The sequence below is a fragment of the Sulfitobacter sediminilitoris genome (genome assembly GCF_010667575.1).
Classification (GTDB): Bacteria; Pseudomonadota; Alphaproteobacteria; order Rhodobacterales; family Rhodobacteraceae; genus Sulfitobacter; species Sulfitobacter sediminilitoris.
On sequence record NZ_JAABNT010000017.1, the window covers coordinates 23096 to 35905 of the forward strand.

At 58.2% G+C, this 12810-nt stretch carries 11 protein-coding genes; 8 read left to right on the top strand and 3 right to left on the bottom strand.

Annotated elements, in window-relative coordinates:
• Positions 1–31: 31 nt before the first annotated feature.
• From GV827_RS19335 to GV827_RS19355, 5 genes are read left to right on the top strand one after another with little or no spacing between them, the layout of a single operon-like run.
• Positions 32–1348 carry an acyl-CoA dehydrogenase family protein gene (locus GV827_RS19335; protein WP_235930453.1) on the top strand — a complete coding sequence of 439 codons (1317 nt, stop codon included), beginning with the start codon at positions 32–34 and terminating at the stop codon, positions 1346–1348.
• Positions 1345–2115 carry an SDR family NAD(P)-dependent oxidoreductase gene (locus tag GV827_RS19340; RefSeq protein WP_164355461.1) on the top strand — a complete coding sequence of 257 codons (771 nt, stop codon included), beginning with the start codon at positions 1345–1347 and terminating at the stop codon, positions 2113–2115. Before GV827_RS19335 ends, GV827_RS19340 begins: the two co-directional genes overlap by 4 nt.
• Before the next feature lie 4 nt (positions 2116–2119).
• Positions 2120–2893 (top strand): SDR family oxidoreductase, encoded by a 774-nt coding sequence (locus tag GV827_RS19345; RefSeq protein WP_164355462.1) that lies wholly within the window; start codon positions 2120–2122, stop codon positions 2891–2893.
• A gap of 18 nt (positions 2894–2911) precedes the next feature.
• On the top strand, positions 2912–3283 hold the full coding sequence (locus GV827_RS19350; RefSeq protein ID WP_164355463.1) for a VOC family protein: 372 nt from the start codon (positions 2912–2914) through the stop codon (positions 3281–3283).
• A gap of 4 nt (positions 3284–3287) precedes the next feature.
• Positions 3288–3824 (top strand): gamma carbonic anhydrase family protein, encoded by a 537-nt coding sequence (locus GV827_RS19355; protein ID WP_164355464.1) that lies wholly within the window; start codon positions 3288–3290, stop codon positions 3822–3824.
• A gap of 530 nt (positions 3825–4354) precedes the next feature.
• Here the strand turns inward: GV827_RS19355 and GV827_RS19360 are convergent.
• Complete coding sequence (locus tag GV827_RS19360) at positions 4355–5221, bottom strand: acyl-CoA thioesterase (RefSeq protein ID WP_164355465.1); 867 nt, start codon at positions 5219–5221, stop codon at positions 4355–4357.
• Positions 5222–5558: 337 nt separating this feature from the next.
• The gene (locus tag GV827_RS19365; RefSeq protein ID WP_164355466.1) at positions 5559–7421 is read right to left on the bottom strand and encodes an adenylate/guanylate cyclase domain-containing protein; all 1863 of its coding nucleotides are present in this window, start codon (positions 7419–7421) and stop codon (positions 5559–5561) included.
• A 484-nt stretch (positions 7422–7905) separates the two neighbouring features.
• Here GV827_RS19365 and GV827_RS19370 point away from each other — a divergent pair, with 484 nt between their 5' ends.
• On the top strand, positions 7906–8748 hold the full coding sequence (locus GV827_RS19370; RefSeq protein ID WP_164355467.1) for a cytochrome c family protein: 843 nt from the start codon (positions 7906–7908) through the stop codon (positions 8746–8748).
• A 994-nt stretch (positions 8749–9742) separates the two neighbouring features.
• Complete coding sequence (locus GV827_RS19375; protein WP_235930473.1) at positions 9743–10195, top strand: DUF2267 domain-containing protein; 453 nt, start codon at positions 9743–9745, stop codon at positions 10193–10195.
• Between the two features lie 119 nt (positions 10196–10314).
• On the opposite strand, the gene GV827_RS19380 is transcribed toward GV827_RS19375, so the two are convergent.
• A complete protein-coding gene (locus GV827_RS19380) occupies positions 10315–10992 on the bottom strand; it encodes a nitroreductase (RefSeq protein ID WP_164355469.1) in 678 nt (225 codons plus the stop codon).
• Between the two features lie 347 nt (positions 10993–11339).
• On the opposite strand from GV827_RS19380, the gene GV827_RS19385 reads away from it, so the two are divergent.
• Complete coding sequence (locus tag GV827_RS19385) at positions 11340–12809, top strand: tetratricopeptide repeat-containing sulfotransferase family protein (RefSeq protein WP_164355470.1); 1470 nt, start codon at positions 11340–11342, stop codon at positions 12807–12809.
• The last annotated feature ends 1 nt before the right edge of the window (position 12810 follow it).

Genomic DNA, 12810 nt, shown 5'->3' on the forward strand with positions numbered 1-12810 from the left:
GCAACGGAAACCGCCAATAGGAGGCACATTAATGTCCGATACAAATTCACCGCTCAGCCTGAACAACCTGGAAATGTCCGATGGGGCCAAGCCGCTGCTGAACGCAGTGGTCAAGCACATCCGCGAAAACGTCGATCCGATCTCGGACGAATTTTTCGCGATCAACGATACAAAGGAAAACCGCTGGTCTCATACCGAACGGCAGATGGAATTGCTGGAGGGTGCCAAGCAGAAGGCGCGCGAGAGCGGGCTTTGGAACTTTTTCCTGCCAAATGCCGAGACGGGTGAGGGTCTCTCAAACCTCGATTACGCCTATATCGCCGCCGAGCTGGGCAAGAACCCGTTGGCGTCCGAAACGCTGAACTGCTCCGCGCCCGACACCGGCAACATGGAAGTACTGGAGCGGATCGGCACCGAGGAGCAAAAGGAAAAATGGCTCAAGCCCCTGCTGGCCGGTGAAATCCGCTCGGCCTTTGCCATGACAGAGCCTGACGTTGCCTCTTCCGACGCCAAGAACATCTCGACCTCCGCCGTGTTGGAAAACGGCGAATGGGTCATCAACGGCGAGAAATATTATATCTCCGGCGCTGGTGATCCGCGCTGCAAGATCATGATCGTCATGGTCAAGACCTCCCCGGATGCCGAACCCTTCCGCCAGCAGTCGCAAATCCTCGTGCCGATGGACACGCCGGGTGTCGAAATCCTCGGCCCCATGCACGTCTTTGGTCACGACGACGCGCCGCACGGGCACATGCACATCAAGTTCACCAATGTCCGTGTCCCAGAAAGCAACATGCTCTGGGGCGAGGGCCGTGGATTTGAAATCTCACAAGTCCGCCTTGGACCGGGCCGCATCCACCACTGTATGCGCTCCATTGGTCAGGCGGAAAAGGCGCTGGACCTTATGATCGAACGCGGTCTGTCCCGTGTGGCCTTTGGCAAAAAGATCGTTGATCTGGGCAAGAACATGGAAACCATCAGCCGCGCCAAGATCGAGATTGAATCCATGCGCCTCTTGGTCCTCAAGGCCGCCAAGGCAATGGACGTGCTGGGCAACAAGGAAGCCCGCATCTGGGTGTCGATGATCAAGGCCAAGGTGCCGGAGCAGGTCTGCGACATCATCGATCAGGCGATGCAGGTGCATGGTGCAACGGGTATCTCCCAATGGTCGCCGCTCTCGGGCATGTACGCACAGCAGCGTACCCTGCGTTATGCGGACGGCCCCGATGAAGTGCACCACCACGTCATCGCCCGCAACGAGGTGAAGACCTATCAGGAAAGCAATGCGCGTCAGGCCATCGCCAAGTCGCACCAGCCAGAGCGTGGGTCTTCGGGGTTCATGGGATGAGCGATCTGTTTGACCTCACCGGAAAAGTCGCGCTGCTGACGGGCGCGTCCAAGGGTATGGGGCTGGCAATGGCAACCGCCCTGGCAGATCACGGCGCGACCGTCGTGATCTCTGCCCGCAAGCAGGACCAACTGGATGCCGCAGCCGAGCAGATCAACGCACGTGGCAAGGGCAAGGCCTATGGCGTGTCCTGCAACGTGGGCTACAAGGATCAGCTTAAGGCGCTGGTGGACAAAACCCACGAGCTGGCAGGCCCCATCGACGTTGTGATCGGAAACGCGGGGGTAAATCCGTACTACGGCAAAACCTCGGAAATCCCAGACGGCGCTTACGAGAAAACAATGGCGGCAAACGTACAGTCGAACCTCTGGCTGTCTCAGATGGTGGTGCCCGACATGATCGAGAAAGGCTCCGGCTCGCTCGCCTTCACCTCCTCCATCGGCGCCTTCAAGCCGTCGGTCATGCTGGGCACCTATGGCATGTCCAAGCTGGCGCTGATCGGCCTTTGCCGGAACCTTGCCGCTGAATTCGGCCCAAAGGGCATTCGGTTCAACGCGATCTGCCCCGGTCTGGTGAAAACCGAATTCGCGCGCGAACTGTGGGACAACCCGGAAGTCGAAAAGCGGATCAAGGAAGACATCCCCCTGCGCCGACTGGGCGAGCCGGAGGATTTCGCAGGCCTTGCCGTCTTCCTTGCCTCTGACGCCAGCAAATACATGACCGGACAGGCGCTGACCGTCTGTGGCGGCTCCAACATGTGGACCTGAGACAATGGATATCCAAGACAAGATTTGTGTCGTAACCGGTGCCGCCAGCGGCATCGGCAAGGCGCTGTGCATGGCCTTTGCCAATGCCGGTGCGAGGGAAGTTGTCTGTGTGGACCGCAACGCCGAAGGCGTGGCAGAAACCGCCGAAGCAGTGGGCGGTGCTGCCTATACCGTGGACGTATCCAGCGAAGTCCAGATGAAGGATATGATCGACAGCGTAGAGCGGGACATCGGCCCGATTGACCTCTTTTGGTCAAACGCCGGCATCGCGGTGGGCGGTGGCATGGACACCCCCAACGACGAATGGCAGCGCGTCTGGGAGATCAACGTAATGGCCCACGTCTGGGCATCCCGGCACCTGATCCCGCTGATGAAGGAACGCGGCGGCGGCTATCTGCTGAACACCGCCTCTGCCGCTGGTCTGCTCAATCAGGTCGGATCGGCTTCCTACGGGGTCACGAAACACGCGGCCGTCGGTCTTGCAGAATGGATCGCAATGACCCACGGCGATGACGGCATCAAGGTATCCGTCCTCTGCCCTCAAGCGGTACGGACCGAGATGACACGCGGCCACGAGGACCACGTCGCCGCCATCGACGGGATGATGGAACCCGAACCGGTGGCAGAGATCTGCCTTGAGGCGATCAAGGAAGAAACCTTCCTGATCCTGCCGCATCCCGAAGTACGCGAATACATGAAGAACAAGGTCGAAAACTACGACCGCTGGATTGGCGGGATGCGCAAGCTGAACCGCAAATTCGGCCACCTCGACACCTGAACAACAAAGGATATTGATATGATCGGCTATGTAACCCTCGGCGTGAACGACATGGAACGCGCCAAGAAATTCTACGCAGACCTTTTCGCTGAAAAGGGCGGCAAGGTCGTCATCGACCAGGGGCGCATCGCCTTTATCTCCGTGGCCCGCGGGGAGCCCATGGTCGCCGTCTGCGAACCCTACGATAAGGGCGACCCGACACCGGGCAACGGCACGATGGTCGCCTTCACCGCTGAGAGCAAAGCGGAAGTGGACAAGATGCACGCCCGCGCGCTTGAACTGGGTGCGACCGACGATGGCGAACCCGGCCAGCGCATCCCCGACCGTTTCTATGGTGCCTATGCCCGTGATCCGGACGGCAACAAGATCTGCTTCTTCGTCTTTGGCTGATCCCATGCCCCACATCGGCCCTCATGTCACGCTGAACGATCCCGCGTTCATCCACGACACCGCGCAGCTTTTCGGCAGGCTGACCGTGCACGAGGGCGCGTCGATCTGGCCCTATGTAGTCACCCGCGCCGAGATGCACGAGATCGTCATCGGCGCGCGCACCAACATCCAGGACCACGTGATGATCCACGTGGCCTATGGCGGGCCGACCATCGTGGGCGAGGATTGCTCGATCACGCACCGGGTCGTCCTGCACGGCTGCGAGATCGGGGACAGGGTGTTGATCGGCATCGGGGCCACCATCATGGACGGGGCGAAGATCGGCAGCAATTCCATCGTGGCCGGCCATTCCATCGTAACCGAAGGCAGTGTCTTTCCGGAAAACGCGATCATCGCGGGCAGCCCCGCCAAGCTGATCAAGACGCGCGATAATTCTGCCGCCAACCTGATGAATGCGAAATTCTACCACATGAACGCGCTCAATTACGCCAAGGGTGTCGAGCGACTGAGCAAAGAGCAACTCAAGACGCTGCAGGGCTAAGAAAAGGATAGAAAAAGGCGTCAGGAGCTTGGACCGAAGCCCGCGCACGCGGCCGAAACCGCAATCCTGACGCCTTCCTAAACAAACGTACCCGAAGGTACATGTGTCTAAATGCTCCAGCCCTCTCAGGCCTTTGCAAGCGGGATCACACCTTGCGATGCGTCCCCCCTACCGGTGCCAGTCCTAGAAACTTTCCCGGCCCCGCGATGGCTTTTGCGCCGCCTTCCCGAAAGGCTCTGAAAGACCCCCTCGTTTCGACCTGCGTCCCGTTTCCCTCAACACGGTTTCAGTCCGGTTTGACCCGTTCCTCCGCCGCTCCAGATCCAAGAGACCTTCGCGTCCCGCTTGGGGTCTGCAACCCTTCGCGTTAACTAAAGCCTGCGTCCTTAGAGGTGAGTCGCGCAACGAAAATCTCTGCGCCCGAATGATTTTTCTGGGGACAGAACCGCTGAATATCCTGGGGATTTCCTGTGGGAAGAGCGCTTTATTTTCGCACTCTCAACAGGTTGCCACGCTGGGGATAAACCGCATCATTCTTTCGGTTTCAACGGTCGCATCAGCCCTTCTTGCACCGTGCTGGCCACCAATCGGCCATCCTGCGCATAGATCAGGCCTCTGTTGAACCCGCGCGCGCCCCCTGTCCATGGCGCATCAAGATCATAAAGATGCCAGTCGGCAAATTCGATCGGCGCATGAAACCACATCGCGTGATCCAGGCTGGCCGTCATCACCTTGCCCTGAAACCACGTCAGCCCATGCGGACGTAATGACGACCCCAGCAGGTTCATGTCCGAAGCATAGGCCAGCAGGCAATGCTGCATCTGTGGCCCCTGCCCCTTGGCGGCCTCCATCCGGAACCACAGCTGGTTGCGATCATCCGCCGCCTCAGGATTAAAGAAATCCCGCGGCGCCACCTCGCGCAGTTCAATGGGTCGCTCGCGCAGGAAATCGGCGCGGTGGCGTTCGGGGATCTTGTCGACCACGGTACTGCGCAACTCGTCCCGGTTCGGCCAATCCTCCGGGTGGCCCACATCCTTCATCGGATGCTGGTATTCCCAGCCCTCTTCCTCGATGTGAAACGACGCCGACATATTGAAGATCTGCTTGCCGTGCTGGATCGCCACCACCCGCCGGGTGGTAAAGCTGCCCCCGTCCCGTGCCCGGTCCACCTGATAGATCACCGGGATCGCGGGATCGCCGGGGCGGATGAAATAGGCATGCAAAGAATGGCACAGACGGTCCTCGACCGTGCGATACGCGGCCATCAGCGCCTGCGCAATCACATGCCCGCCAAAGATGCGTGTCGTCGTCTCTCCCCCGCCGCCGATCCCGCGAAACAGGTCGACCTCAAGCTGTTCGATGTCCAGCAGGTGCAGCAGTTCTTCGGCGGGGGTCATGTGATACCTCTGTCAATTTCCGGGCCGTCAGCGTCCTCGACTTGATCCCGGACCTCACCAACAAATGCAAGAGCCGAGTCTTCGTGATCCGGACTTAATGCGTGGAAACGGGTTCGCAGGTGCGGTTCGCTGCGATCTGCGAAAAGTCTGCTTGGCGGAGAGGCTGTGTGAAAACTATTTGCGCGGCGGCAAAACGACAAGAACAGCAAGATTTGCAACCTCTCTCGTTGAGCTGAGCCACAAAAACCTCGCTTCGGGAAAATGAGCGGCACCAAAGGGCGCGAATTTCGAGTTTTCACACACCCTCCGGACATAGCAGTCATAGAGCATAGTAGCGCTACAAGGGCATCCCGGAAGCTTTCATGGCTTCGAGCCATCGGTCGAGAACGCCCGGAGCAATCCACAAGCCCGCGTTAACATCGCGTTCTCGGGAAACGGTCCAACTTGGGTTCTCAGCGACATAGACAGCCATTACCTGAGCTGCCTTGTCTGCATTGCCTAGACAGTGATGAATTGCTGCCAGCATCTTATTGGCAGCGATCGGTATTGAAGGCGACGACTGAAACGTCTCCAGCGACTCGTCACACTCCCCCATCTGCCATTGGATTCGGGCCTTCTCCCAGTGAATGTCATGCCCATAAAACGGGTCCACAAGTTCGGCCTCGGTGATGACCTCCAAAGCCTCTTCCGTTTCTCCGATGTAGCCCAGCGTTTGCGCCAAAGACGTTCGTGCAAACGACGATGACGGGTTCAGTTCGATCGCGCGGCGGAAAGCGTTTGCCGCGGCTTCGGGATTGTTGTTCATCGTCAAGGCCCGTCCCAACGCCTGATAGGCCATGAAGTTATTGGGATCCAGTTCCACGCCCCGGCGCGCCAGATCATACATCCGTTTGCGGATTTCCTCTTCGTCGCCTTCAATCCAGCCGTAACGCAGGCCAATCCGCAGCGAGAGGGCCTGTCCAAGATACCCCCAGGCAGAATCCGGGTAATCTCTCAAGGATCGTTCCTGTTCTTCGATGTTCTTCAACAGGCTCTCGCGGCTAAAGTCCCGCATGATCCGGCTTTGCGCGGCATTCGCAATCATCAACGCGCTGACATCGTCTTTTGTCATACGCGCCACCTCTGTCTCGATGACCTTGTTTCCAACGGATTCGGCAACATTCAAGCTGATCGCGTTGTTCGATCTGAGCAAGTCTTCCAAAGGGACATCTACTTCGTCGGCCCAGATATGAGCCTCCGTCTCCCCGTCAATCAATTGCGCGGTGATCTGTAGTCTTTTCCCATCATACTGTTGGGTTCCTTCGAGAATGAAATCGGCCCCCAGTTGATCGGCTATTTCAGAGGTGCGAAGGTCGGAATCCCGGAATTTGAAGCTGGATCGCCGTGAAATCACTTTCATCTGCGGAAAGCGCGCCAAAGACGTGATGATGCCTCCGCTCACGGCGTCGCTTAGTGAGCCTTTGTATTCGGCGCTACTGAAGTCTTCGAAGGGAAGTACCGCGATCACAGGCGGCTCTGAGGCCTCCGGTCGCAAGAAATACATCGCACTTGAGAGCGCAATAACCACAATTGCTGCGGCCAGCACCCAACGCCTTGCCTTGCTGCGCGGCACTTCGATTTGTGGTTCTGTGATCTGAGGTGGCGTTTTCATGGCAAGCGCTTGCGAACGCGCATCGAGCTCTACCTTGTAGACCTCCACAGGAGCAGACAAATTCTTGAGCTTTTGCGGCCCCATTTCTGCAAAGGTGAGATCGAGCTTGTTGTTTACCTGATCAAAGACGGCTCGGGATATGCAAATGCCGCCGGGCTCAGCCAGCCCTTCGATCCTAGCAGCGACATTCACACCGTCACCGTAAATGTCTTCGCGGTCCACAATGACGTCACCCACGTTGATTCCAATGCGGAACCGAATGCGTTGATCATCTGGCATGGCGCTTTGAGCCTTTGCGATGGCGTGCTGTACATCCACAGCAAACAGAACCGCATCGACTACGCTGGAAAACTCAATAAGGCTTCCGTCTCCCATCAGTTTAACGGTGCGGCCGTTGTGCCGTGCGATACGGGGGTCAATATCAATACGTCGGAGTTTTTGCAGCGCCGCCAGAGTGCCGCTTTCATCGCTACTCATCAGGCTTGAATAGCCCACGACATCAGCCGAAAGGATCGTGATGAGCTTGCGTGTCTGTCGGTTTTTGTCCAAGGCTTTGATCTCCGCTAAGCCGAGCCTATCGCAAACGGGATCAACGCGTCGAGTAGACTGTGATTGGCTCTACGACATCAGCTTCGACATTCACGATTAGCGGCAACTTTGGGCTCACTCCCGACCTTCGCGGCAAGATGCGCTAGTGTCGGCAGTGCGGAGAGGCTGTGTGAAAACTATTTGCGCGGCGGCAAAACGACAAAAACAGCAAGATTTGCAGCCTCTCTCGTTGAGCTGAGCCACAAACACCTCGCTTCGGGAAAATGAGCGGCACCAAAAGGGCGCGAATTTCGAGTTTTCACACACCCTCCGGACGAAGCTGCCGTTTGGGGCAGACGAACGTCACCGAGACTGCTTTTCGTTCCATCAACCGAAGCTGTCCAAATGTCGGGTCCCTCTGCGCTACATACGGGCACGAAGGTTTTCTCTATGCCGACTCGGCGATTTGGAACATTATTCTCCTCAAGACGGGAGGAGAGATTAAATGAAGTTTCGAACTTGTTCGATAATCGCGTTGTTTGCGGGAACCGCTGTGCTGGCCGAACCGACTCTGGAGAGAGGTGAATACCTTGTTGAAGGTCCAGCAGGCTGCGGTAACTGCCACACGCCGATGGGGCCGCAAGGACCAATCATGGACATGAACCTGTCCGGTCGCTTGGTGGACGAGACGCCGGCCTTCAAGGCGGTAGCTCCGAACATTACACCCGGTGGCCGGGTCGCGGCATGGACGGATGATGAATTCGCCAAGGCAATTCGCGAAGGGATAACTCCAGGCGGCACGCGGGCGATCGGACCGCCAATGCCTATTGCTCTTTATCGTCGGCTGTCCGACGATGATGTTATGTCGATGGTAATGTATCTTCGCAGTGTACCGGCCGTGGACAACGATCCGGGCGAGAGCGTCTACAACATCCCACTCCCGCCAGCATACGGCCCCCCTGTAGACTACGTCGCCCATCCCGAAGAGGGCGTCACAGTTGCCTACGGTGAATATCTCGCGGGGCCGGTGGCTCACTGCATCGAGTGCCACAGCCCGATGGGACCAATGGGGCCGGATTGGATGAACCAGCTCGGTGCCGGCGGTTTCGAATTTCACGGTCCTTGGGGGACTTCGGTTTCGGCGAACCTAACACCTCATCCCGAAGATGGCATCGCGGAATGGTCCGACGAAGAACTGTCTCAAATGATCACGGCCGGCCTGGCTCCGGACGGGACACCGATGATGCCGCCAATGGGCTATGGGTACTATAGTCGCATGACAGAAGAAGACGTTGCCGCTGTCATACTCTATCTACGCCAGATACCGCCGCTACCAGACCCGATGTGAACATAGAGGCCTCTGACCAAGGGACCTTGCTCTCATGGGCGAAACGGCAATGCAGTGCGAACAAGTATGACCGCTTCGGGCTCGGAGCCGACCTCCGGCGATTGACGGCGTAGCAACCAAAATCTGTGAAAGCTCGCGGAGCTTGAGCCAAAAACAAAGGTTTTCGCCTGTGACACAAACGGTTGAGTTTTGGCACATCCTGCGGTGCGGAGAAGGTCGGAACAGAGCCGATTGTGTTGAAAAACTCCTATTTTGGCAAAAACTGCCAAAAAAGTGGCCCATAGAAAGCCTGCCGGAAAATTCCACGAGGGGGGCGGTCGAAACGCTGACTTTGCAATGTGAGAGGTCCTCACGGCTTACACTGACCGTTCCGCGCGGACTTGGGTGATTCAATGGATTTTGGCGGAAGAATTTGGCGGTCGAATTTTCGAGTTTTTCAACAAAATCAGCCCAAACTTCCGGACGCTGCACTTTGCACGATTAGCCGCGAAGCACCGAAAGCCGTATGCGTCCGGTCTGACCGCCCTGCCGACGGCAGAGCGCCGGGGATAGTGTCCATCATGGGATAGTGGACACCATTGATGCAGCTGATGACGATACGGCGGAAGTGTCAACGCCGGAGAGATAGTGCACCAGTCGCCGGAGCAATAGTGCACCATTTTGCAGGATCTGGTCGGAGTAAAAGTGCGCCACTTTTCGGTATACATGTTTATCCATAGACCCGCACGGCGGAGTGCCCCCACAGAGCAACGAAGCTGTACGGGGCTGTGGTCAAACCGGGGCGAGGCGTTTTTTGGGGCGCAAGCGCGTCGCCCCCTCCTATTTCCTTTGGTCGCAGTCCGCTTTTGCCACGGCGGGCGTGATGACTGGCCTAACCCCCCCCCAATCGCCTGCCCTGTCGGCATATCCCCTATCCACTGCCTCGACTTTCTGCGTTTCAACTTGTTAGGTTTTCGGCCAACGGAATCCTTTTCGGACGATATTGCCAATGCCAATGCCCTGGACATACCGGCACGCCACCAAGGAATGGCACGCTTTTCTCAGTGATGTGAAAGAGCGTCTGTGCCTCGATTCCGACAATATGGCCTACACCGCGGTAGATGCGGTGTTTCAGGTGTTTCGGCGTCGCTTAACAGCGCAGCAGGGCCTTGATTTCGCAAGTGTTCTGCCCAGCGTTCTGCGCGCTATTTTCGTGAATGGTTGGGACGTGACCAAGCCTCCGGTCCCGTTTTCCGAGCGAAGCGCGCTGATCAAGGAGGTTCAACAGGTCCGGGTGAACCACAACCTGACACCAGGCAACGCGATCGAGGCAACCGCCTGGGCCATCCGGCGCTGCACCAACAAACAAGACTTTGAGCGCGTGCTGGCGCGAATGCCCACTGAAGCGAGGGCCTTTTGGCACATCGACGTGGACGACCCGAAGGAACTGGAGCAACGGATCATCTAGCCGGGACACATCTTATGTCGCCGCGAATCCCGCAACGACCACTAGCCAAATTACAGCCACGCAATAAGGACCGACCTGAAACATAAACCTTTCATATCATGTGCTTATGAGGGTGCTACTCACTCATCAAACCCCACGAACCGCGCAACCTCATCCACCGAACGCCGCTTTGACACCACCGAATTCGCCGCGAATTCCTCGTTCGGCCACCCCAGCGCCACGCAGGTCATGATCACCTCGTCGTCAGGTATCTGCGCATGTTCGCGCACCACCGGCGACTGCATGATCCCCTGCCCGTTGATCACCGCGCCCAGCCCCCGCGACCACGCTGCCAGCACCAGACCGTAAGTCACCGCGCCCAGATCGAAATGCGCGATCGTCCCGCCTTCCAGCGACTTGTCGAAAGTCACAACAATGGACACCGGCGCATCAAACTGCCGGAACCCGCGCATCACCCAATCCTGCCGCATGTCCTTGTCTTCCCGCGCGATCCCCATCGCCGCGAAAAGCTGTTTGGCAATCTCCACCTGCCGCTCCCGGTGCGGCCCTTCATAGGCCCCGTGATCCACGATCTCGCGCACCGGCGGCACCCCCGACAGCATCCGCGTCGAATTGCCCTCGCGCACCTTCTCCAGCGGCTCCCCGGTCAGCACATGCAAATGCCACGGCTGCGTGTTCATCGAACTGGGCGCACGGTTCGCCAGCGCGATGATCTCCTCCAACAGCTCCCTCGGGACCGGTTTGTCCTGAAACCCCCGGATCGAACGCCGCTCGCGCATGGCCTGGTCTAATTGCATCTCTCTGCCTCCCAATAATTTGCACAAAGGCTACCCGGCCACCGGGTCAAGGGCCACCCTGCCCGTCCCGACTGACGTACCGTCAGTTGATCCAAAAGCGGACCCAAAAATCACAGGCCGCGCAAAAGAATAATCAATATTTTGTTCTTTACCCCTCTTCTTCTATAACCCTCATAATATGATTTAATTCTTGCACCCAAAGGATACCCGATGCCTGCCACCCCTTCTGTCAAAAACTCTTTGGTTCAGCGAACAGAGCGGTGCGCGACCAGAACTGGCCCTCGGCATATGATGCCTATGCCACTGTTTTAAAAAGGTTTCCTGCCAATAACCGCGCAAAACGCGCCTTGCAGGACCTCAAGCCCAAGGCGCTCCCGGAGATCCTGACCTCAGCTCAGAAATTCCAGGGGGCCGGGGAATGGGTGCAGGCGGAACGCCACCTGCGCATTGCCGTTGACCTCGCACCCGAGATCACAGAGGTTCAGCTTGCCCTCGCGGCCTGTCAGCTTGAACTCGGACGCGCCCCCGCCGCCCTGCGCACCGCCGACCGCATCCTGCAGCTCCACCCCCAGAACAGGCTGGCGTTCATCTACAAGGGCCGCGCAGAACGGGAAATGGGGTTGAACAGCGCAGCGGAACGCAGCTTCCTCGCCGCCCTGCACGCCGGGCAACCCGACGCGAACACCCTCAACAACCTTGGCATCACGGCACGGGCGCGCGGCGACACGACCGCAGCGATTGAATATTACCAACAGGCCCTCGCCCTCGACCCGGACAATGTGGAACTGCACCAGAACCTTGCGCAGGCAAAATCCTACACCGCTGATGATCCCCATCTGGCGGAGATGCGCAGCCTGGCAACGCGCCTCGTCGCCACGCGCAAACCTGCTGCCCCCCTTCACTTTGCGCTTTTCAAGGCGCTCGACGATGCAGGCCAACCCGATGATGCCTTTCGCTTTCTCCAAAGCGCAAACCGCATGGCCAACGAACAGGCACCCTACGACTTTCAGGCAGATGCAATCGCCTATGCGGTCAGCAAATCCATCCTCAAAACGCCCATACTGGCGGAGCCCACCGATGCCACCACACCCCGGCCTATCTTTGTGACCAGCCTCCCACGGTCCGGCACCACCCTTGTCGAACGGATTCTCACCATGGACCCGGAGGTACAGGCAGGCGGCGAAATGACGGTCACCCAACTGGCAGTCGGCACGATGCTCAAGACGGTCATGGGCCGCGACGACAAACGGCTCGTAACCGCCGATCTGAACGAATTACGCGCTGAAGTCTCTGCCGGGCTGGCGGAGTACACAGACGGACGGCCCGTTATCATCGACAAAACACCGCTCAATTTCCGCTGGATTGGATACATCTGCGCAGCCCTGCCAGAGGCACGCATCGTCCATGTCACCCGTGATCCCGCGTCGGTGGCGTGGTCGCTTTATCGGCTGTCATTCAATGGGGGCGGCAACGGCTTCATCTACGACTTCAGCGATATCGCGAAATTCATGGTCCTGCACCGCAATTTCATGGCGCACTGGCAGGCTATCTATCCAAACCGCATCTTTGATCTCGGCTACGAAGCGCTGATCGCCAATCCCGAAAGTGAGACGCGCGCGCTGGCAGCGGCGACCGGGCTGAACTGGACCGAGGAATGGCTACACCCGGAAAAGGCAACAAATCAGGTGCTGACAGCCAGTTCCGATCAGGTGCGAAAGCCGATGTATCAGGGCAGCAATGCCCAATGGCAGCGCTACGAAAACCACCTGAAACCGATGATCAGGCAGCTACAGGATGCTGACCTGCTAGACGGCTGAC